Raw genomic sequence first — 23,176 nt, forward strand, 5'->3', positions numbered from 1 at the left:
ACGCTCACACACCCAACATCGATATTCCGATGCGGCCAAAACCGCAGGTATAGATAGTCCACGAGATAAAATAATACTTCCGCCTATAATCGCCGCTATGCCAATATACATACCAGTTGTGCAAATACCACACGAGAATTTGCTAGTCGAAAGCCCATCATCCTTCTTTACCCGGCAAAACTGTGCTATTTCGGCCTCAAGAGCACTCAGATCGTGCCCTGAGAACCTGGCTTCAGGCTCTCAGGAGCATATGCCATAAATCCCTGGGCATCATTGGCACCATCGGGCTCTGCGGCCATCAAGCCGCCGGATACCTATCCAGCCTCCATGGCTTTCTTAACTTCTTCACCGATGGCTCTGGCTTCTTTTAATTTTGCTTTTAGCGCATTTGTCATAATACGCCCTTAAGCATGCAAAAAACTAATAATAACTTCCCCAGTAAGGTTCTGTCACAAATATTCGTAAAGTATAAACAGTACGGGAAATAATGATTGGGGATGAAGAGTTTTCTGACAGGTGCTAAATTAGACTGACAAAAAAATTGTAATTAATGTGTGTAATGTAAATCTGAGGTGGAGAGGAAATATTAATATTTCCTCTCCACCTGATTGCCGATAAATTGAGTTATCAGAGCATGTTGTCGCGTGTCAGGGTGAACGTACCGTTTTGTTCACCATTGACCGTGTATTCATATTCTCCAGCGGGCAAACCAAAGACATTCAGTGGAACAATCGTCTGGAAAGGAACTAAGGATTGTGTACAAGCCACAGTGCCATTGTCTGGTACTGTGCTGATGGCGCTGACCACAACCTCAAAGCGATTACCGTCCAAACGCCGATCTACTCTTCCAAGTGCTTGACAACCATCAGAAAATTGGCCGTTTATTTTTAAAAATACCTGAATCGGCGATGTATCTGTGATAATAACTTCCACACCGTCATTTTCTAAAAAATACACTCCCACAGCTGGTTTTACCTTGAATTTTTCCAGAATCCAGGTATTGGTTGCAGGATCGTGCCAGAATACGCCATCCTGAAACAAGCTGGCTTGCCGATCTGTATCTACGCGAGGAATGGTCAGGATGCCATCACGGTACACAGGGTAGTCACTACCTGCTTCAGAATCGCCGAACGAGCCTTCCATACTTTTCTGGACGCTTGCAACACGTGTATCTTGCCGCCACTTCTCGGCTTCTTCTGCCGTTATTTCTACAAAAATGCCATTGTTTACTTCAAGTATCGCGATAATCTCGCCATTTAATCCGAGCGTATCCGCTAACGTGTCTTTGCTCTGCCCTGAAGTAGGCTCACCGACCGAAACCTTGCCTGCGTTATCTGAATCGGGCGGATCGATCAAACCGGTGTCCGGCTTGAACATAATGAGGTAGATATCATTTATTGATGCCTGAGTGGAAGCAGAATATACCGATCCAGCTGACAAACAAATGAGAGACATTGTCATTACAAAAGTTCTAAAAATTTTACTTTTCATTTTTGGCGGATTCAACTTTGAAGTGCAACTTTTGTAAGGAAGTTTACAGATTCCGCAACACATACGGCAGGATGCCACCATGGTAATAGTAATCGACTTCGATGTCAGTATCGATACGGCAGCGCAGGGAGACTTCCTGACGGGGTTGGTCGGGTTTGCGAATCACCAGTATGATGGTTTTCTGCGGCTGGAGATCGTCGAGGCCGAGCAGGTCGAAATGCTCGTCGCCAGTGAGGCCAAGCGATTGCACGCTGTCATCTTCCATGAATTGCAATGGCAGCACACCCATGCCGACGAGGTTACTGCGGTGGATACGTTCGTAACTCTCTGCAATAACGGCGCCCACCCCCAATAGCTGCGTGCCCTTGGCTGCCCAGTCACGGCTGGAACCAGTGCCATATTCCTTGCCGGCGAAAACTAACGTGGGGATGTCGTGTGCGAGATACTGCATCGCAGCATCGAAAATGCTCATCTGCCTGCCATTGTCTGCTCCCTCTCCTCGATAAATGGTCACACCACCTTCTTTGCCCGGTACCATCAGGTTTTTGATACGTATATTAGCGAAGGTGCCGCGCATCATGACGTGATGATTGCCGCGACGTGCGCCGTAGCTGTTGAAGTCTTCGCGCCTGACACCATGTTCCAGCAGATAGCGGCCAGCCGGGGAGCTTTCCTTGATCGCGCCGGCCGGGCTGATATGGTCGGTAGTAACCGAATCACCGAAGATGGCGAGTGCGCGCGCTTCCCGGATTGCATCATGCCGTGTGGTGGAATCAATTTGTAACAAAAATTTCTCAAAAAATGGTGGTTCGGCGATGTAGGTGGATTTCGGCCAGTCGTACAGTTTCCCGGTTGCGGCAGTAATTTCGTTCCACAGTGGAAGATCCTTCGTAAAGTCACTGTACAGACGGCGAAAGGTTTCGGCCTGGGTGGCATGGTGCATCATTTCCGCAATTTCTGCACTAGTCGGCCAGATATCACGCAGCCAGACGGGTTGACCATTCTTGCCGATTACCAGTGGCTCACGAGTCAAGTCTTTCAGGACGGTACCAGCGATGGCGTACGCCACTACCAGTGGTGGGGAAGCAAGAAAATTGGCACGAATGTTAGCATGGATACGCGCTTCGAAATTTCGGTTGCCGGAAAGTACCGCCGCACAGATCAGATCCTCCTTGACGACGGTTTCCTCGATGGTTTCCAGTAACGGTCCGGAATTGCCAATGCAGGTGGTGCAGCCATAACCGGCCAGGTTAAATCCGAGCTGTTCCAGATAGGGCATCAGCCCTGCTGCGGTCAGATAGTCGGTGACTACGCGCGACCCCGGTGCAAGTGAGGTCTTGATGTGTTGTTTGACGGTTAACCCTTTTTCTACGGCTTTTTTGGCAAGCAGGCCAGCGGCGATCAGCACGGCAGGGTTGGAAGTGTTGGTACAGGAAGTGATTGCCGCAATCAGGATATCACCGTGATGCAATTCAATTTTGCCTCGCGGGCTGACGTGATCCGCTTCGACTCGTTCCTCGGTAGGACGATCATTCGCCATCTCGACCACATTACGTTCGCTGCCGCAGGGCAAGTTATAGCCATTCTGATTCGTATAGGGCGTGGGGCAGAGAGTTTCAGTCGATTGCTGATCGTCACGCGTCAGATAAGTACGCTGTAACAACTCTGCGCTCTTGCCGTAACCGTTTTCTGAAACCGGCTTGACAAACAATTCGCTGAAAACAGATTTGAGATCTTTGAGCGTGATGCGATCCTGCGGACGTCTCGGTCCGGCAAGCGAGGGTTCGACTGACCCGAGATCAAACGACAGTTCCTGGCTGTAATCGATCTCGCCGAAACGCGGCATGCCAAATAATTGCTGTATCTCGAAATAGTGCTTGAACGCATCGATTTCTGCTTCGGTGCGGCCGGTTTGTCTGAAATATTGCAATGTCATGTCATCCACCGGAAAAAACCCCATGGTCGCGCCGTATTCTGGCGCCATATTAGCGATAGTGGCACGATCCGGTAGACTGAGCGAGGCTGCGCCTTCGCCGAAGAATTCAACAAATTTGCCAACGACATTGGCCTTGCGCAGCATCTGTGTAATGGTCAACACCAGATCGGTGGCAGTCAGTCCCTCCTGCAAGTGACCGGTGAGATGAACACCGACCACATCAGGTGTCAAGAAATACACCGGTTGATTGAGCATGCCTGCTTCGGCCTCGATACCACCCACCCCCCAGCCGACCACGCCAATACTGTTGATCATGGTGGTGTGAGAGTCGGTGCCAACCAGCGTGTCCGGATAAATCAATCCGTTTTTCTGATGCACACCGCACGCGAGGTATTCGAGATTGATCTGATGGACGATACCGATACCGGGCGGTACGACACGGAAGGTGTCGAACGCCTGCATGCCCCATTTAATAAACTGATATCGTTCATGATTGCGCTGGAATTCAATCTCCATGTTGCGCCGCAAGGCGTCCTTGTCTCCATAATGATCGATCTGTACGGAGTGGTCGACCACCAGATCGACCGGTACCATCGGCTCGATTGCTTCTGGATTCTTACCCAATCGTTTCGCGGCGCTACGCATCGCAGCGAGATCAACCAATAGCGGCACACCGGTAAAATCCTGCAATACAATACGTGCCACCACAAACGGGATTTCATGCGTGCGTGGCGCGTGCGGCTGCCAGGCAGCGAGCTGTTCAACATGTACCTGTTTTATTTTTTTATCGTCATAATTGCGCAGTACGGATTCGAGTACGATACGGATCGAGACCGGCAAGCGCGAGATGTTTCCGAGACCGGCTTTTTCGAGTGCAGGTAAGGCGTAATACTGCAGAGTAGTATTATCAGGGAGAGTAAGCTGCTTGAGTGAATCAAATAAATTGTGGGGCATCATTATTCCTTGAACTAAAATTATTTGTGCGGTAACTGTTTATAGCATGCGGGATTGAGTTTATCATTGCGCACTACCGCATCCAAATACTTGCAGCGAAATGGCCGGGTAACAATTTTTTCAACGCCTCTGAAAGGAAAATGATGAGCATCGAACAGTTGAATAACCAGCATGGAATTGCTGGCCAGGTAACATTTGAAACTGGCGAGGGTGGGTTACCCTTTATTCGCGTCAGGAATGACAAAGCAACCGCACTGATTTCAATCTATGGCGGACAAGTGCTGGCATTCCACCCAAAGCATACAGATAGCGATCTGCTTTTTCTGAGTAAACGGGCCTATTATCAATCAGGCAAGGCGATTAAGGGTGGCGTGCCGATATGCTGGCCTTGGTTCGGACCAGATCCTGAAGGACTCAACCGCCCTGCACATGGGTTTATGCGTAACCGGTTGTGGGAAGTCGTGGAAACTGCCTCGACAACAGAAGGAGATATTTGTGTAGTTCTGGGGCTATCCGATACTCCGGAAACCCAGGCCATCTGGCCTCGCACATTTGTACTGCGCTTGGAGATCACCATTGGTGAATCGCTTAATCTGGCACTGGTTACGCGCAACCCCGGCTCACAGGAATTTGCCATCACTCAGGCTTTTCATACCTATTTTAGCGTCGACGATATCAGTCAAGTGAAGGTATCGGGGCTGGAAAATACGCAGTATATTGACAAGGTAAACGATAATCAGCAAGTAAACCAATCTGGCGCGGTTACCATCCATTCGGAAACAGACCGGATCTATCTGAATATCGGTAATGAACTTGTCATCCACGATGAGGCAATGAAACGTCGAATCCACATCATATCGAAAGGTAATCGGACGGCCGTCGTTTGGAACCCGTGGGCAAAGATCTCGGCGGAAATGGCTGACTTACAGGATGATGATTATCTGCGCTTTATCTGTGTCGAAACAACCAATGCTGCAACCGATTTTATTAACATTCAGCCCGGCAGTGAATTCCGCTTAGTAGCAAATTATCGAGTCGAGCAGGATTAGCGGAAACTATCCGAAATTCAAAATGAAAAGAATGAGTCATCCCGTGTAGCTGCCCGCACCAGGTCGCTACACATTGACTTGCTGTAACATAACATTAAAAACCGTGCCTTGCCTCACCTTACTGAATACGAGTATCTTGCCTCCCAATTCAGTAATATATTCACGGCTTTCGAAAACACCCACACCCATTCCAGCAGTCTTGGTCGATTCAAAGGGTTTGAACAGTTTTTCTTGGATAAATTGCTCGGACATGCCATGCCCGGTATCCCTGATTTCAATCATCACCCAGTTATCCTTCAGCAGAAGTTTTACCTGAACCTGACCGTCTCGGGGAGTGGCTTCGATGGCATTCTGCACCAAGTGACTCAATACGCGCCTCAACCGTGATGAATCAGCTTTAACCAGTAAATTTCTGTCCAGAATTTCTAGTTTGGGTACCGGTTCGTAGAATAATTTACTGTCGACGACCTGTTGTAATACCTCCTCGAGTAACACCAGTTTTGTATTTTCCTCTTTGCCAGCACTACTGAGCTTTTCGAGCAAGCGCTTCATCTTGTTTACCGATAATGACAACGTTTCCAGCATATCCTGCTGAAACTCCGGGTTATTCTTATGTTTCTCAGCATTTGTCACCAGAAGTGATAACTGCGCAATCAGATTCTTGATATCGTGTACGATAAAGGTTGACATGCGGTTGAAAGATTCGAACTGTCGCGCCATGGATAATGCCTGTGCTGTTTCGTGCTGGGCGAGATAGCTGGCTGCCTGGCTGGCTGAAACTTTCAGGAGATCTCTGACTTCCCAGTTGAAGTTTATTTTGCTTCTTGGCTCGGTCAACACCACGAAACCGATCAAATTCGCGTGCAGCATCAGGGGAACCACCCATCGCGCCTTGGGAATGGTGGGGAGCCAGTCAGGCAGGACCATCGCTGCATATTGTTGCGGCTCGGAATCATGCTGGTACAGATCGACTACCCAGGAATGCTGCTTCAGGAACACGCAAAAAGGAGTACCCGCATCAACAGCCTCATGAATGACATCAGGAATATTCCAGCGTGCGATTGGTTGATATGAGCCTTGCTCAGACAGATACCATAGTCCGCCAGCGGGGCTTTCGACAAGCTGCGCGAGCGACCTGATTACTCTGATTCTCAGCTCCGTTTCCTGCTCAGAGAGCGTATGGGTAAAACGCAACCATTCTTCACGATAATCATAGCTATAACTGAAAAAATGCTTGCTAATAAATATCTTCAGCCAGGCGCGTGCTGTTCCGGAAAACAGCAGAATAACCAGCAGCACAGCTGCACCAAACAGGAAAATCAGTTGAAAAACTGTTCCCCAGCTCCCGCCCGAGTACCGTATGTAATAACCTGCTGCGGACATTAGCAACAGATAAATCGCCGCCCCGAATAAGGCCGAGGAATAAAACATGATTTTTCTGGAAACGGCAATACCAACCGCCCATTTTGGATTACGCGCGGCAGAAATAGCGATTAACGGCACAACCAGAGCGTTGACCCAACCACGTGCCGCCCAGATATCCGTATTGATCTTTTTGAACAGCAGCGCATCGCTGTATAGATAAAAATCATAAACAAAAATTGTGCCGAGCCCCAGACAAATGAATTTGATTCCCCAACGCTGCTCCTGTGGTGCATTGCGGTAGTACTGCTCGACGAGAATCATGCCTATGATGGCCATCATCACTCCGATCAGAAAATTATTATTCAATACGCTGTCATGACCCCAATCATCTGAATGAGTCTGGCCAAAAAATATAACGTATATCAGACTGGCGAGATAGAACAGACCTACGGCAATTATGGAAGATCTGATGTGTGGCAAATCAGCTTTGGTTTCGTGTGGTTGAAAAGGATTCAGCACGACGAACAGGAAAGTGGTCAACGTGCCGTGACGCAGAATCTCCAATACCCCCACCAGTAAAGGATTGGTGTCCTGCCAATAAGCTAGCCCCGCTATCGTTGCAGCCCAGACCGAAGCTGTCAAGGAAGCAATAGCAAGCAGCAAGCCATATAGACGCCCTCGCCAGCTGGTTAATAACAGAATGAACAGAAACAGAAAGGCAAGCGACGCCGGCATGTAACTGGCAACATTCAACCCTGTCAGCATAACGAATGGATTACTCAGACCTGTTAATGAACCTGCTGCCCTGATCTGGCTGCCTCACCGACTGCCCTTGCTCAACAGCACAACACCGACAGTGTCAATTAAAATAATCAGATCGAGAAATAGGCTATGGTTTTTGACATAATATAAATCGTACTGCAGTTTCTCGATGGCATCTTCCACCGAAGCGCCGTAAGGGTAGCGAACTTGAGCCCAGCCGGTAATACCCGGTTTGATGCTATGCCGCATGTTGTAGTAAGGAACTTGGGCTGTGAGTAGATCAACAAAATAAGGGCGTTCTGGCCGGGGGCCAACAAAACTCATTTCCCCTTTGAGTACGTTGATGATTTGTGGCAGCTCATCAATTCTCAGTTTGCGGATCAGCCCACCTACCCTGGTGACGCGTGGATCATCGGTCGTCGCCCAGCGTGGTTTTCCTCCTTTCTCTGCGTCATTGAACATGCTGCGAAATTTTATAACCATATAGGTTTTGCCACCCTTCCCGACACGCTCCTGGTGGTAAAATAACGGGCGGCCATCTTCAATCAGGATCAATAGCGCAGTCAGCAGCATGATCGGAAGCATCACTATCAACAGCAGCAAGCTCACAACCAAATCAAATATCCGTTTAATAATGGTTCGAAGCGTGCCCTGATTAAAACCACTGCCAAAAACCAGCCAGCTTGGATAAAGTGAATCCATACGTAAATGGCCAGATTCCCGTTCGAAGAAACCAGTAATATCTGTTACCTTGATGCCGCAAATTTTGCATTCCAGCAACTCCTGAATAGGAAAAGTACCTCCTCGACGCTCTTGAGTCGCCACAATGATCTCACTTACCGCGTACTGATTAACCAACGATAATAGCGTAGAAATTTTGGGGATAATCGTCGCCGCTGGAACGCTGCGCTCTTCAGCAGCAAACGGAACAAAACCCACAATCTTGATATTTTGTAGCGTCGCACTTTCCTCTACCAAATCAAGCAACTCTTTTGCAGAGGTTCCCGCTCCCAGTATCAGTGCTCTGGAACGCAAATGGTCCAGACCAGACCACCGAAAAATGATTGTTCGCTCCAGCAGTATCAGCAACAATGCCAGCAACATGACTATCGCCAGCAAGCCACGCCCAAAATAAATATCCGGAAACAGATAGAATATCAGTGTCATAATGGCGAAACCCATTGCCAGAGACGGCAATAACTTGAGCAAGATACTTTCAGAATCCTGTTTGGCATCCGACTGGTACATCCCTAACGCCGCCATGCAGACCATGACTACCACCATAAACAGAACCGCACCAGGTAACTGGTCAAACACCAGCTCTGCAACAGATCCGCCCCATTGCACAAAGCGAATGCCAGCACCGGCAAAAAAAACCAACAACAGCAGAATTGCCTCAATAGCGGCAAGCAATAACGATATTCTGGAAATATAATGATTGGAGATTCGGATCAAAACACGTGCCCCGTCAAGGAATGACTAAAAACCAAGTAAAATATTTTAGCGACAAATGCTAACAAAAATTTACTATAGCAGGTATTTTGACGTAAAAATCAGTTGTGCTTATGCTTTTGGAGCAAATCCATGATATACCTGCTCGGTATGGCATAACTGATTCCGCTGGGATTACTTAACACAGATTCTTTTTTGTTCTTTACAAAAACCATGTTGATCACGCCATAAACCACACCAGTTTTCTGGTCGTACAATGGGCTTCCACTGTTGCCGGGATAAGCAGTACCATCAAGCTGAAATACCTTGTAGGCAGATCGTTGTAATTGGCGAATTTTACTTGCGTCAAGCTGCCTAGCGTTAAATGCAGGCAGAATGATAGGTGTGATTGAGGCAATGCTAGCCCGGTGTGTCACCGGATAGAAACCCAATACCATCCCAATGGGAAAACCGGTAAATGCCAGCACCTGACCTTCACGGGCAGCGGCTGAATCCCCCAGTTTCATCGTCGGCAGTGGCGTTCCTTCAATCTGTAACAGGGCGATATCGTGCTCTTTCTCCAGAGCAACCATTTTTGCAGCTCTTAATTCAGGTTTATCACCACTGCCCGTCATAACAACCAGTGATTCCTTATGTACATCGGATGACAATTCAGGAACCACGTGCGCATTCGTTATTATATGCAACCCATCGTCCACCACAAAACCTGTCCCCATAAAATTCAACGGTGGAGAGCGCGTTTTCTGATAAGTGCCAATGCCTACTATCGCTGGCTTGATTCGCTGTATTGTATCGGCAAGGTCAGCATGTACTGGCTTAACCACGATTAACATTACCCAGGCGACTAATACACCACGCAAAGCAACCGAACTCGAACCAAGCCATTGCCGGTTGAACTTCATCGGTTTTATCATTAAATCTGCCTGTTAAAAAAAGAAACTGTCATGAATTGGTGGGAATAAAACTGTTTGAATAGTAGATCAACAATTTCTTGAGAGCTTCTTCTACTACACTTCCGTATGTAAAAAAATCTGGTAGGCGGTATTGGAATCGAACCAATGACTTCCACCGTGTGAAGGTGACACTCTACCGCTGAGTTAACCGCCTTTGTTGCCTCTGAACGACAAGATTAGACCATAGCCTGTTTGCTCAGGTCAATCACTATTCTACTAATGTGCAGAGAACAACCAAGTAAATCCTTGCTCCATTTTAAAATCATCATTAGGATTTCCAAGGCATAGTTTTGACAGCGCGATTGGGTTGTTCTATCTAACCCGGACTGACTCCACCCCCCACTGCAACCAGATAATCGCCAACCCGTCCGAACTGTCTCGACTGAATTCACCAGGTTGACTATCAGGGAAGCCAGAATCGACAAAGAAACTGAACAGACCACCACCTGGCATCATGAAATTCAGCAAAACATTCAGGGTGCCGATCGCCGAGTTTCGCACAACCATTGACACTCGACCCGGAACTTGTCAGGGGATAGAAGTTTTATCGCCAGTCTCGCACTGACGATGGAATTTTAATATCGCTCCATTCTTGCACATAAACCCGCTTCTTTAATGCAAGCGTTTGTAATATATAAATAAAATTTAGCCTGCTCCGTAGAATACAACGTACTTCCATAGCCTTTAACCTGAATTAACCGAAATTAATCAACAATCAAAATCACGATAAGTATTACTTTTATGAGCCATTTATTTTTTTGTATCCGCGAATTAAAAGGTATTCTATGTCACCAGCAATTATGTCAACATAATGTTTTATATTAAAATCCGAAGTGCTTGACAGGAAGCCTATATGACTGGAATATCGTCAAACCAGAAACCAGAAACCAGAATGGCGACACGGTCGCACTCCGCATGTTGACACTGTTTAAGGGACTGAATGTTCATTATCTGACCCATATTACGGGCTTGGTTTTTATTGTGCTGTTGTTGACAGGTTTATTCATGTTGCATACTGAGGCGCAGCACGCGCGTCAACATTCAGCACACATGAAAATCATCATGCAGATTTATCATTATATTGGACAGCTGAGTGTCGATGCTGCGCCACAGCGCATCGATGAGGTTGGGCTATCATACACAAAATGGCAGGAGAGCCTGAATCAGCTCAGTCATCATGCAAGGTTACTGCAACGAGGAGGTCAGTTCCTGGGAAGTGAGATAAAACCAGTAATCGAATTGCTGCCTGCTGATGTATTTGACTCTTTTGATCAGCCATGGCAAGTGACTAAAATCAATCTTCAATCAGCTCTGGCAAACCGTGACCTCCTGATCGCCATGGTCGAGCTTAAAATACATATTTTTGCTATCCATCACAGACTGCAAAACAAGCTGCAATCATTATCCGTTAAGTTGGCGCAGGCAGGATGGAACGCTGATCAAATCGGAACGATCGACACCATCAGCACCTTGGCGTCAGCAATGGCTGCTGCTATCCCACTGACTTCGGCAGTCGATTTTGATCACATGGATCGGACTAATCCGCTGAATACATCATTCAGCAGGCTAGCAACCATGCGCGACAAACTGAAAGAAAGCATAGAATTACTGCGCGTATCAACAGCAAACAACCTGCTGGATCAGCCAATACCTGCCAACATGACTCTGCATATCGAGTCAGCCCTGAATGATGCAGCAGAATTGCTGCAGCTATCAAACAAAATCACCCCTGATGCCGCGGGTACTTGGCAGCATTTCCAGGCATCGCTGACAGCCAGTCGGCAAATGGTTGAACCGCTCAGCCATATTGAACAGGGTGTAACAGCATATTTTCAAGATTTGCAAACCCGGCAAACGATATTGATCCTAGCATCGTTAATTCTGGCGGCCATTGCGGCATTCCTGTTTATCTACAGTTTCTCCAATAATCTGCGCAAGAAGCTATTACGAGGAAAACATGATGTCGAGCATACACAGCAAGCCATTCTGCGACTGCTCAACGAAATGGAGAAACCCGCCAATGGCGATCTGACCGCTCGCATGTCGGTAACGGAGAATATGACCGGTACCATTGCTGATGCCATCAACCTGACTATTGAGGAATTGCAAGCTCTGGTCAAGAAAGTGGACTACGCCAGCACGCATGTGATCAATACTTCCACACAAGCCGAAAAAATTTCATCAGGACTGCTTACCGTAGCCCAGGCACAATCACAGAAAATCGAGGAAAGTACGATTACCGTGCTGAGTATTGCCGAATCACTGGAAACCGTGTCCAGATCCGCCAATGCGTGTGCCGAAGTTTCAAAACAATCGCTGAAGGCCGCCGAAAGCGGAGCGCATGCGGTTCAGGATGCCATCAATGGCATGAATGAAATTCGTACTTATATTCAGGAAACGGCCAAACGCATCAAACGCCTTGGCGAAAGTTCCCAGGAAATTGGCGAGATCGTCACACTCATTTCGGATATTACAGAACAAACCAATGTGCTGGCATTAAATGCCGCCATTCAGGCTGCCTCGGCAGGAGAAGCTGGCAAAGGTTTCTCGGTGATCGCACAGGAAATACAGCGCCTGGCGGAACACTCAGCCGAGGCTACCAAGCAAATCAGCACACTGGTTCGTAATATCCGCGGAGATACCCAGGATACCATTATCGCGATGGAACGCAGTACGACAGGTGTTGTAGAGGGTACCAGGCGCGCAAATGCGACCGGGGATGCACTGGAAGAGATAGAAACCGTTTCGAAGCAATTGGCGCAACTGGTAGCCGAGATTTCAGCGGCAACACGCAGCCAAACTCTGGTTACCAGCAAAATTGCCAAAAGCATGGAAGATATTCTGGCCATTACACGCCAGACAACCGAAGGAACCGCCAGCAATGCCGACTCCATCAAGCGGATCGCTGACCATGCAACCAGACTGAAAGCATCTATTTCCCGTTTTAAGGTGTAGAGAGTTGGCGCGGGCAGGCTACACAACTAATTCCAAAATACTTTGTTTATCCATAGACTTATAAAGGCTGTTTCATGAATACTGAAACCAGAATCAATATTTCGAGTGTAGTCGGTATCCGAGAAGCTATCGAACAGATTTTTACGCTGATTATTCGACACCTTGACGCCTTCCGCGATAATCCGGAAGATTTACAGCAGATTGAAAATTGCCACTATTACACCCATCAGCTAAACGGCATGCTGGAAATGCTGGGGCTAAATGGCATATTATTCGTAACCAATAATTTGGAATCCCTGTTGAAATCCTTGTATCAGCAGGAACTCGAACCTATTCCACAAACCTTGGAGACTGCCAGACAAGCCATTCGTCTGGTCTATCGTCATCTTGATAGTCTGGTAGATGGTGAAGCGGATAATCCGGCGAAGTTCTTCCTGATTTATCAAAAGATCATGCAGGCGCGAGGAGTCGAGGCAATTTCAGAGGCCGATCTGTTCTTTCCCAATATGCGCGAAGAACCACCTTTACCACCTGTGCAATATCCACTTGATACTCAAGCCAGGCTAACCGCTGCCCGCCATGCTCGTGCCCAGTTTCAAAGCGGCTTACTTGGCTGGCTGAAAGACGCGAATAATCGGCAAAATCTGCAAAAAATGGTCGATGCAGTCCGTTCGATTGAAAAGCTTCCCGCATCTCATGAACAGAGAATTTTCTGGTGGATATCCTCTGGATTTTTAGATAGCCTGCTGTTGAGTGAACAAAGCATAAATCAAACTACGCGCCGCCTGTGTGGAAAAATCGAGCAGGAAATTAGACATCTTGATAAAGAAAATCATCAAATCGTCGATCAGTTGACGCGTGAACTGCTCTACCGGGTAGCGCGCAGCGAACCTGTCAGCGAGCGCATCCAGGAAATCAGTCAAGTCTATGATTGGCAAGCGCTACTAACATCGTTTGACCACCCTCTCCAGTTGGATCAAATGCTGCAGGATGAAGATGCTCAGGCACCGGAGCTTGATGCCATGCAGCATCTGTTGCAAACGATCAATGATGACTGGCGTGAATTTAGCGCAGGAAAACAGCAATATCTGGCTGATTTGTTAATGTCGATTGACAAACTCAAGCTGCATTGCCAAAAGACAAATTGCCCGTCACTGGAAAAACTAATTGGCGTCCTGCATGGGGCATTTTCCTATGTACGTATCCGACCACAAAGTATGAATGGCAATATCGCGCTCGATATTGCCTCATCTCTACTGTTAATCGAGAATGCGTTGGAAAACTTTCATCAATTGGCGCCCGAGTTCCCGAATCAGGTGGAAGCACTGGCCACTCGTATCCGCGCAGTCATTACTGGTAAAGAAGAAACCACTCATTTACCCGATTTACCGGGGCCTGACCAGGCTGGGTATCATGTGCAGGAAAAAAAGCTGCAAAAACAGGTCGCACAGGAAATACTGACCAGTCTGGCGCAAATAGAAGATATTCTCGATCGATTCTTTTTTGAACCACAGATACGCAACGATCTACCTGCCCTGCCCGCTCTGTTCAAGCAGATCTCCGGTGTTCTCGATATGCTGGGACTGGATGATCAGGCGACCAGACTGCTGGGATTATGTCGTAGTCTGGCTGAGGACCTTACCGAATCAACCAGTCGAATTGATCCGGACAAACAGACCTTACTGGCAAATGCATTAAGCAGCTTCAGCTTTTATATTGAAGCACTGAAAAATTCACAGCCTGATTGTCAAAACATTGTAACGTCAGCAATCAGCATGTTTGACCAGGAGCAGATTGAATCATCTTCCTCACCGCACCAGCCTAACGCAGTGACTGACTATGCTACATCATTACCCAATCTGTCGCTGGAAACGGAAAGCAAGGAAATTGATCAGGAGCTGCTGGCGATTTTCCTTGAGGAAGCAGATGACGTACTGACAACCATTAACGAACATCTACAACTCTGTCAGACTGATCCAGCCGATATGGCATCGCTGACGACTATCCGCCGTGGGTTCCATACACTGAAGGGAAGCGGTCGCATGGTACAGCTGCGTGAACTCAGCGAGGTTGCCTGGCGAGTTGAGCAGCTGCTTAATCGGTGGCTGAGTGAACAAAAACCCGCTAATTCCGCCTTGCTCGAATTGCTGAACGACTGCCATCTGAAATTTAGTGGTTGGTGCGCCAGTCTCAGAAAAAACGGCTCTGCCGAGATCGAAGCAAACCGCTTCACCGAGCGAATCAAAAACTTGATGTACGGCACAGATACGCAATTATCACCATCTATTGAAGCAACGTCTCCAGTACAACCTGTTGTTACAGCTGAACCTGATTCCGAGCCTGAGTCTGAATTAGAATTTGTTTTTGAACCGACACCCATCGACGCGCTATCCAAAATACAAGATAACGCAGCGGATGAAACATGCGTCATGATTGGCGATATTCCGGTAGCACGTGATCTGTTCGCCATTTTCAGCAAAGAAGCACGTGAACGGGTTATGACACTCAAAAGCGAAACTGCTGTTATTGAGGATGATCATAACTCCCCTGTTTCGCATGAAGCTATGCTGGCTGCACATACGCTTGCCAGCGCTTCACATTCTCTCGGATTGAATGATATTTCCCGCCTGGCAAAAGTGACGGAACAATGGTTAAGTCATTTACTGGAGACTACCAGTAAACTTGATGGCCAGACACGACCACTGATAGCACAAGCGGTGAAACTACTCGATACCATGGTTGAATCAGCTTGCCAGCAGCAATTACCGGCAAAAAATATTGTGCAGACGAGTGAAGTACTAATACAGCAATTAGCTAATCGTCTGGATGCACTTGAGCAATCTGGCATGGCAGCAGAATTAGCTTTGGAAGAATCCGAATTCGAGACCCAAGACCAGCCAGGCAACCAGCTTGAATTTGTATTGCCTGAGCCGATGATTGAGTCAGAGTCGTTGGCATTCTCGCCATTGACTGCGGGCGACACTGCTATCGAGGATCATGAGTTGCTAGGCGTGTTTCTGGAAGAAGCTGAAGAATTACTTCCGGAAATTGGCAGTAACCTGCGTGCCTGGCGCAGTCAGCCTGTTCACTCTGGCCAGTCTACCGCGTGCCGGGCGTTGCTGCGTGCATTGCATACATTCAAAGGCAGCGCCAGAATGACCGGATTATTGCAACTGGGTGAGCAGGCGCATCAGATGGAAACTGCGATCGAGAACCGGCAGAATCAAGCGACTGATACTGCATTTTATGACATGCTCGACAGTCAGTTTGACGCCATTCTGGAAAAAATTGAACCGTTACGCCACTCCTATCTCGAGATATCTTCATTCGAACCGCTGCCGACAGAAAACCAGGATGTTGAAACAGCAGATAAGCAGACGCCCTCATTTGATATGTCGACGCTTACAACAGAAGCTGAAGCACCCGTCCAGAAAACCATATTGCGCGTTGATGCGGAACTGATCGACCGGCTCGTCAGTGATTCCGGTGAGTCGAGCATTGCCCGCTCACAAGTCGAGGCGCAGCTGGCTGAATTCAAGCAGTATCTGCTGGATCTGGATGAAAGCGTCGATCGCATGCGCGGACAGCTTCGTGAAATGGAGCTGCTGGCAGAAACACGCATAGCTTCTGGAGCAGCTGGCGTACCTTCATCGACAGCTACATCGGCTGATTTCGATCCACTCGAACTGGACCAGTTTACTCGCTCCCAGGAATTACCCCGTCTGATGGCGGAATGCATGGATGACGTAGTCACCATTCATAAAAGCCTGCGGGAAATTCAACGTAATGCCGAAGCTGCCGTCAATCAGCAGGCACGGTTAAATCGCCAGCTACAGCAAGATCTGGTAAATATCCGTACAGTACCGTTCAAATATTTCTCGGAGCGACTGCACCATATCGCCCGACAAGTCTCTCGCGATGCTCATAAAAAAACCGTGTTGACGATTGATGGAGATCAAATTGAAATTGACCGCAGCATTGCAGACAAGATCATTTCTCCGCTCGAACATTTACTGCGTAACGCCATCGTGCATGGCATCGAATCTTCGGAGCAGAGACTAAATGCAGGCAAACCAGAAACAGGCAGTATCACCCTCGCCGTTCGCCAGCAGGGCAACGAAATTCATATCACACTGGAAGACGATGGTGCCGGCCTGGATCAGGGTCGCATTCGTGAAAAAGCTCGGCAGCTTGGATTGATTGAAGAGACCGATAATCTGGATGAATCCCAGCTGCAGTCCTTGATCTTCCGCCACGGGCTTTCGACCTTGGATGAAGTGACCGACATTGCCGGACGCGGAATTGGTCTGGATGTCGTCAATAACAAAATGACAGAAATCGGTGGCAGTATCGCGGTCGCATCCTCCCTGGGCCAGGGCACAACCTTTACATTGCGCCTGCCCATAACATTGGCAGTGTTGCCGGCTTTGATGGTCAAAACGGCTGAAAACCGCTATGCCATTCCAACTTCAATTGTTGCCAGTGTTCAGGTATTGAACGCCGAAGCTCTCGGTGCAGCTTACGAGGCACGTCAGATCACGCATGAAGGACAAGATTTCCCGTTAGTCTATCTGGCGCATCTGCTGGAAGAAACGAACCAGGCACCCGAAATCGAACGGCATAACCGGGTACTGTTGCTGCAAACCGGACAGGAGCGGCTGGCAATTCATACCGATGTCTTGATTGGTCAATGCGAAGTGATAATCAAGAACGCTGGCCAGCAACTGATGCGCGCACCCGGCGTGGAAGGCGCCACTATCATGGGGGATGGCAGCATCGTGCTGATTATCAATCCCCTTAAATTGTTGCAACGTGACCAGACCAAAGCGTTGCTGTCTGGTACTGCCACATCACTGCTACACTCTGTGGATACAGTCCGACCCGCCAGCACGACACCCGTGGTGATGATCGTCGATGATTCTCTGACTGTACGCAAGGTTACCAGCCGTTTGCTAGAACGGCAGGGTTATGAAATCCTGATTGCAAAGGACGGTGTCGGGGCATTGGAACTGCTGCGGGAAACGGTACCCGCCGTCATGCTAGTCGATATTGAAATGCCACACATGGATGGTTTTGAACTGATCCGGACGGTGCGTAACAACCCGGATCTGCAGCACATCCCCGTCATCATCATCTCATCGCGCACGGCGGACAAGCATCGTGAGCTTGCCAGAGAACTGGGTGTGAACGAATTCATGGGCAAGCCCTATCTGGAAGAAGAGCTGATCAGCCATATTGAGCGGCTTGTAAAAGCGGACTATTAGTTTCACTATGGGCATGGTTTATTCAATATCATGCCCGGAGATGTATTGGCCTTGAGCGTCAGCTATCAGCACCGCAGGCAACCAAGCTTTCAACCAGTGCTGTAGTCGGCACGTTATCCACCAGAGCTGACCGGCCGATCTGGTCGAGCAGAATGAAACGGATATTGCCGCTTTCCACCTTTTTATCCAACTGCATCAGTTCCAGATAGCGTTGTGTCGTCATGCGCGGTCCTCCAAGTGGCAGGCCAGCCTGTCGATACAAGTGCCGGATACGCTCAACCTCCTGTGAGGAGATGCGCTGCAGCCGACAGGAAAGATCTGCTGCCATCATCGTACCTGCCGCCACGGCTTCACCGTGCAACCAGACACCATAACCCATCGCGTTTTCGATCGCATGACCAAAGGTATGTCCCAGATTCAGCAAGGCACGCATTCCGCTTTCACGCTCATCCAGCGAAACGATTTCCGCCTTGATTTCACAGCTGCGACGAATAGCATGCCTCAACGCCGGTTTTTCCCTTGCCAGTAACGCCTGGATATGCTGAGTCAGCCAGTCGAAAAACGCCAAATCATGAATGAGGCCGTATTTAATGACTTCCGCCAGCCCCGCGCGCAGTTCCCTGTCCGCCAGGGTATCCAGCGTATCGCTGTCTGCCAGCACCAGCCGTGGCTGATAGAAAGCGCCAATCATGTTTTTGCCCAGCGGATGGTTGATACCGGTTTTTCCGCCTACGGATGAGTCCACCTGCGCAAGCAGGGTAGTTGGTATCTGGATAAAAGGCACGCCACGCAGATAGATGGCTGCAGCAAAACCAGTCAAATCGCCAACCACTCCTCCTCCCAGCGCAATCAGGGGGGTTTTACGTTCGCAACGATGTTCGAGCAATGCAGTAAAAATCTGCTGCAAGTTTTCCTGGTTTTTATATTGTTCGCCATCCGGCAGAATAATGGCAAAGGATTCGATCCCCCTATCAGCCAGAGTTGTTTGTAAGACCTGAAGATACAGCGGGGCAACCGTGGTATTCGTCACGATTGCCGCCCGCCCTGCGGGAAAATGAGGTGCCAGTAGATCTCCCTGCGTCAGCAGACCCTGCCCGATATGGATTGGGTAGCTGCGGTTTTCAGTCGGATTATCCAGCTCGACAGTGACCGTTTCAATTTTGTTCATGGAACTACCTTACTGATAATATAACGAAATTTTCCAGATTTTTCAGCCGCGATTTTAGCAATCTGCTCTACTTCGATACTAACATCCCGACCTAACCTGGATTGGAATCCGGCGATGATTCTCTCTCTATCGACCTCATTCAACGCACCATCTGCCACGACCATGATGTGCGTCAGATCGAGGCTTTCCTGAATGATCTTGAAAGCTTTGATGTGCGGCATTTCACGCAGAATATAGATCAGGGCAAGCCCATGCATCACGGTACCATCACGCGCTACAACGAAATCGGTGCTGCGCCCCTGTATCTCACGCAATAATGGCAGCCCACGGCCACAGGAGCAAGTCTTGTCATCAAGTACACCGATATCACCGGTACGATAGCGGATGAACGGAAAATCACTCGTTGCCAAATGGGTAACGACGATCTCCCCTGCTTCGCCCGTTGGCAAAACCCTGCCACCAGTATCGACGATCTCAACTATGATATCTTCCGCTGTAATGTGCATTCCGCCTGCGGGGCATTCATGGGCGATGAAACCGGCATCGCGCCCGCCATAACCATTGGCAACCGGACAGCCGAAAGTTTTGCTGATCTGCTTGCGCTGATTATCATACAGACGCTCGGAAGTCACAAACGCCACGCGAATACCCAGATCATTCAGTACAATTCCGGCCCTGTCCGCATGAGCGGCAATGTGCGAAATCGCAGAAGGATAGCCAAACAACATTTTGGGCCGAATGCGCCGTATTGTTTCAATGAACCCCGCCACTTTGGTATCCGACATTTCGAACGCCGGCAGCAACGTGGTACGAAACAGGCGATCACGCCACACACGCAAACCACCCTGCGCATTCAGCTCGATCGGAGAACCCCAAACGACGATCTCGGGATCACCAATATCCACCCCCCACCAGCGTGTCGCGCGCCATTTTGCCGCGATGTCGTGACTCACTCGCTCCCTACCGATATAGAAAACCAAAGGCTCACCGCTGGACCCACCGGTATTGAAGCGAGCAAGTCCCTTTGCATTGGTAGATTTTAGTGCTTCTAGGTACGTGCGTATCACTTGTTTATCAAGTAATGGCAGAACCTCCAATTCACTTAATACCGTAATTTTTTCTGGAGCAAAATTTATGCGAGCAAAAAGATCTCGATAAAATGGAACATACTTTTGTGCATGTACCAACAATCTACGCAAGCGATCCAGCTGCAGTTGCGTTATCTCTGGAGAAGAAAGCCATTGGGTGCGCTCCAGCGCTTCGCGAATACTGACACTGGTATGTCTCTTGATGCGTTCATGCAATGGAAATAACACACCAGATACCCATTGACCATAAACATCAGATGAAGATTTAAAATGACTGGATTTCATAGCGTGCATTAACGGTGTTGCGATGTCACTGTATCAGTCACATGCTTGTTTAGCACATCCTGGTAAACAGCAAAAAGCTTGCCACATACCTGTGGCCACGCATACTGACACACCAGTTCCAATCCATTCTCGCCAAATTGCCGAGTCATATCAGCATTCTCCAGCAAGACCAGCATTGCGCTCGCCATCGCATCGGGATCTTGCGGTGGCACCAGTAAAGCATGATGGCCATGCTCGACCAGAAAAGGCACCCCACCAACATTGGTACTGACTACTGGCACATTACTGGCCAGCGCCTCCAGAACAGAGTTAGGCATATTATCAATCAGACTGGAATTAACCATCAGATCCGCCTGTTGATAAAGTGCTGCCATAGCCTCATTTTCCAAGCGCCCGGTAAACCTTACCCTATCGAGCAAATCCAGCTCGGCGACCAGTTTTTCCAATGAATCCCGTTCAGGCCCCGATCCTGCAATCGTCAGATTAGCAGCCGGTATTTTTGAGCTTACCCGAAGAAAGGCGCGAATTGCAGTTGCCACATCGTAAATGGGTTCGAGGTTTCGTGTAACGATAATATGTGGGGCTGTATTTTTTTTCACTGATCTACTGCGCCAACTGAATCGCTCCAGATTGATGATATTGGGGACAATTTTTGCCTCGACACCAAACTCCTCAAAAACGTGTCTAAGAAAACCGGAAGGTACTATGATTGCCTGAGTCCTCTTTAAGCTTGGTTTTACCCACAACCATGATCTGGAAAGAAAATTTGCTGCTTCTCCTCCCCGGTAGTTAATGACGACCGGTTTGCCTCTTAACCATGCAATCCAGATAGCAGGCGCAGCGTAAAGATGCCATGACCAGCCTGAATTCGCCATGATATGAAACAGATCAACGGTTTGTGATGCCTGCCAAAGATGCGCCAGATAAGGTAACAAACGAAAGAGCGCGCGAACCCCTTTTATTTTTCCAGCCCAGGCTGGTGTATAGGGTGCATTGACCTGTATTAGTGTAACCAGCGCTCCTGCTGTGCCTAACAATTCTGCTAACTGTCTGGTCTGGTTAGCCATACCCCCGGATGGGGGCGGTAATGGCCCAACAAGGCCAATGCGCAATCCAGAAAACAGGAAAGCATCGGTTGAGGTTGTATCAGCATCCGTCATCGGAGCAGCAAATTTCTCATTCATACGAAGCCTTAGCGTATTTACTGCTGTCCAAGCAGCTCCTGATAAACTGGCCGATACCCCGCCACGCTGCGCACCCAGTTGCGTTCAGTCTCGACATATTCACGCCCGGCCTGGCGAAGTGCCGGCCAACGTGCCGGCGCTCGCAGCAACGCGCTGACTTTCTCGGCAAGTGAATGTGGATCGCTGGTTTTGAATAACACGCCATTATGGCCATCGCGGATCAATTCACGATGTCCACCGACATCGGAAGCGGCAAGCAACTTTCCTTGCGCCATGGCTTCCAGTGGTTTTAAGGGAGTAACCAGATCGGTCAGACGCATGGAAAGACGCGGATAAACGAGTACATCAATGATGCTGTAGTAACGCTGGACTTGTTCGTGCGGCACACGCCCGGTAAAAATCACCTTGTCTGCAATCCTCAACTCATTGGCCAATTGCCGCAATTCAGCCTCCTGTGGCCCGCCGCCTACCAGCAGCAGACGTAAATCCGCATTATCTGCAAGCATCAATGGCAATGCCTGCAACAACACTGTCAATCCTTCATAAGCATAGAATGAGCCGATAAAACCGATAACCTGCCGGTTTCTTAACCCCAACCCATTCCTGAGTTCGTCATCGGTGGTCTGAATCATCGTAAAATTTTCCAGATCAACCGCATTAGGGATTACCGTAACTTTTCCGGGTGCAATCTGCCGTGCGATAATGTCCCCACGCAAGCCCTCGCAGATGGTGGTGATGGCATCAGCGTGATGTAATGCATGACTTTCCAATGCACGCGTCAATCGATAGCGAATACCCCATTCTGTGCTTGTACCATGATCAACGGCGGCATCTTCCCAGAAGGCACGCACTTCATATACCAGCGGGATCCGCAGTTTGCGCGCCACCCGCAGTGCGGCGACTGCATTCAATGAGGGCGAATGGGCATGCAGGATATCCGGCTTGACTTGGGGAACGATTGTAAACAAACGTCGTGCCAGGCTGTTGATCACCGCCACTTGATTCAACACCGGGAATCTGTTCAGGTAACTACCATCTTTTGGTGTACGAAAGAATTTCCAGTCATCCACCGTTTCTTCCAATTGCTCGCCACTTGCCTGCTTTTCGCCTGTCACATGAAAAGTCTCCCATCCCATGGCACGTTGCGCCTTCAGTATCGACAGAGTGCGGAAAGTATAGCCACTATGCAGCGGCAGGGAATGATCAAGTATGTGCAGGATGCGCATCAATCTGAAATTATGGGTGAATTAAAGTTATGGAGAGCCGCCGA

Annotated in this window: 13 protein-coding genes and 1 tRNA gene; 3 read left to right on the forward strand and 11 right to left on the reverse strand. The window is 48.7% G+C overall.

The window, feature by feature from the left end; genetic code table 11:
• Window positions 1–627: 627 nt before the first annotated feature.
• Together NSMM_RS10490 and NSMM_RS10495 are read right to left on the reverse strand one after the other, a co-directional pair.
• Window positions 628–1,491 (reverse strand): hypothetical protein, encoded by an 864-nt coding sequence (locus NSMM_RS10490; protein ID WP_143001927.1) that lies wholly within the window; start codon window positions 1,489–1,491, stop codon window positions 628–630.
• A gap of 43 nt (window positions 1,492–1,534) precedes the next feature.
• Window positions 1,535–4,381 carry an aconitate hydratase gene (locus NSMM_RS10495; protein ID WP_090287257.1) on the reverse strand — a complete coding sequence of 949 codons (2,847 nt, stop codon included), beginning with the start codon at window positions 4,379–4,381 and terminating at the stop codon, window positions 1,535–1,537.
• 143 nt (window positions 4,382–4,524) lie between these two features.
• Between NSMM_RS10495 and NSMM_RS10500 the strand changes: the two genes are divergently transcribed.
• Window positions 4,525–5,430: a D-hexose-6-phosphate mutarotase gene (locus NSMM_RS10500; protein ID WP_090287259.1), complete on the forward strand. Its 906-nt coding sequence runs from the start codon at window positions 4,525–4,527 to the stop codon at window positions 5,428–5,430.
• Window positions 5,431–5,496: 66 nt separating this feature from the next.
• On the opposite strand, the gene prsK is transcribed toward NSMM_RS10500, so the two are convergent.
• The 5 genes from prsK to NSMM_RS15240 form a co-directional block, all read right to left on the reverse strand.
• Window positions 5,497–7,560, reverse strand: a complete 2,064-nt coding sequence (gene prsK, locus NSMM_RS10505) for an XrtA/PEP-CTERM system histidine kinase PrsK (RefSeq protein ID WP_176753945.1) — start codon at window positions 7,558–7,560, stop codon at window positions 5,497–5,499.
• 54 nt (window positions 7,561–7,614) lie between these two features.
• Window positions 7,615–9,012, reverse strand: coding sequence for a TIGR03013 family XrtA/PEP-CTERM system glycosyltransferase (locus tag NSMM_RS10510; RefSeq protein WP_090287261.1), 1,398 nt, complete (start codon window positions 9,010–9,012; stop codon window positions 7,615–7,617).
• 98 nt (window positions 9,013–9,110) lie between these two features.
• Window positions 9,111–9,923, reverse strand: coding sequence for a S1 family peptidase (locus NSMM_RS10515; protein ID WP_342671787.1), 813 nt, complete (start codon window positions 9,921–9,923; stop codon window positions 9,111–9,113).
• 118 nt (window positions 9,924–10,041) lie between these two features.
• A tRNA-Val gene (locus NSMM_RS10520) sits at window positions 10,042–10,116 on the reverse strand.
• 158 nt (window positions 10,117–10,274) lie between these two features.
• On the reverse strand, window positions 10,275–10,475 hold the full coding sequence (locus tag NSMM_RS15240; protein WP_218121090.1) for a hypothetical protein: 201 nt from the start codon (window positions 10,473–10,475) through the stop codon (window positions 10,275–10,277).
• A gap of 324 nt (window positions 10,476–10,799) precedes the next feature.
• Here NSMM_RS15240 and NSMM_RS10525 point away from each other — a divergent pair, with 324 nt between their 5' ends.
• The gene (locus NSMM_RS10525) at window positions 10,800–12,917 is read left to right on the forward strand and encodes a methyl-accepting chemotaxis protein (RefSeq protein WP_245654771.1); all 2,118 of its coding nucleotides are present in this window, start codon (window positions 10,800–10,802) and stop codon (window positions 12,915–12,917) included.
• A 74-nt stretch (window positions 12,918–12,991) separates the two neighbouring features.
• Window positions 12,992–18,181, forward strand: a complete 5,190-nt coding sequence (locus NSMM_RS10530) for a hybrid sensor histidine kinase/response regulator (RefSeq protein WP_090287263.1) — start codon at window positions 12,992–12,994, stop codon at window positions 18,179–18,181.
• A 58-nt stretch (window positions 18,182–18,239) separates the two neighbouring features.
• Here NSMM_RS10530 and aroB read toward each other — a convergent pair whose 3' ends face one another.
• Genes aroB through NSMM_RS10550 form a run of 4 tightly spaced genes read right to left on the reverse strand, consistent with a single transcriptional unit; the run spans window position 18,240 to window position 23,132 of the window.
• A complete protein-coding gene (aroB, locus tag NSMM_RS10535; protein ID WP_090287265.1) occupies window positions 18,240–19,349 on the reverse strand; it encodes a 3-dehydroquinate synthase in 1,110 nt (369 codons plus the stop codon).
• Window positions 19,346–20,722, reverse strand: coding sequence for a phenylacetate--CoA ligase family protein (locus NSMM_RS10540; RefSeq protein ID WP_090287302.1), 1,377 nt, complete (start codon window positions 20,720–20,722; stop codon window positions 19,346–19,348). The genes aroB and NSMM_RS10540 overlap by 4 nt, the downstream gene beginning before the upstream one ends.
• An 8-nt stretch (window positions 20,723–20,730) precedes the next feature.
• A complete protein-coding gene (locus NSMM_RS10545; RefSeq protein WP_245654772.1) occupies window positions 20,731–21,906 on the reverse strand; it encodes a glycosyltransferase family 4 protein in 1,176 nt (391 codons plus the stop codon).
• Window positions 21,907–21,923: 17 nt separating this feature from the next.
• On the reverse strand, window positions 21,924–23,132 hold the full coding sequence (locus NSMM_RS10550; protein WP_090287267.1) for a TIGR04063 family PEP-CTERM/XrtA system glycosyltransferase: 1,209 nt from the start codon (window positions 23,130–23,132) through the stop codon (window positions 21,924–21,926).
• Window positions 23,133–23,176 lie beyond the last annotated feature (44 nt).

It is taken from the genome of Nitrosomonas mobilis, from assembly GCF_900103035.1.
Lineage (GTDB): Bacteria > Pseudomonadota > Gammaproteobacteria > Burkholderiales > Nitrosomonadaceae > Nitrosomonas > Nitrosomonas mobilis.

Bases quoted from the DNA above. Each gene is read 5' to 3' on its own strand.
- NSMM_RS10490 (WP_143001927.1), bottom strand. From the start codon at position 1,491: ATGAAAAGTAAAATTTTTAGAACTTTTGTAATGACAATGTCTCTCATT.
- NSMM_RS10515 (WP_342671787.1), bottom strand. From the start codon at position 9,923: ATGATAAAACCGATGAAGTTCAACCGGCAATGGCTTGGTTCGAGTTCG.
- NSMM_RS10550 (WP_090287267.1), bottom strand. From the start codon at position 23,132: ATGCGCATCCTGCACATACTTGATCATTCCCTGCCGCTGCATAGTGGC.
- NSMM_RS10545 (WP_245654772.1), bottom strand. From the start codon at position 21,906: ATGAATGAGAAATTTGCTGCTCCGATGACGGATGCTGATACAACCTCA.
- aroB (WP_090287265.1), bottom strand. From the start codon at position 19,349: ATGAACAAAATTGAAACGGTCACTGTCGAGCTGGATAATCCGACTGAA.
- NSMM_RS10530 (WP_090287263.1), top strand. From the start codon at position 12,992: ATGAATACTGAAACCAGAATCAATATTTCGAGTGTAGTCGGTATCCGA.
- prsK (WP_176753945.1), bottom strand. From the start codon at position 7,560: ATGCTGACAGGGTTGAATGTTGCCAGTTACATGCCGGCGTCGCTTGCC.
- NSMM_RS10495 (WP_090287257.1), bottom strand. From the start codon at position 4,381: ATGCCCCACAATTTATTTGATTCACTCAAGCAGCTTACTCTCCCTGAT.
- NSMM_RS10500 (WP_090287259.1), top strand. From the start codon at position 4,525: ATGAGCATCGAACAGTTGAATAACCAGCATGGAATTGCTGGCCAGGTA.
- NSMM_RS10540 (WP_090287302.1), bottom strand. From the start codon at position 20,722: ATGAAATCCAGTCATTTTAAATCTTCATCTGATGTTTATGGTCAATGG.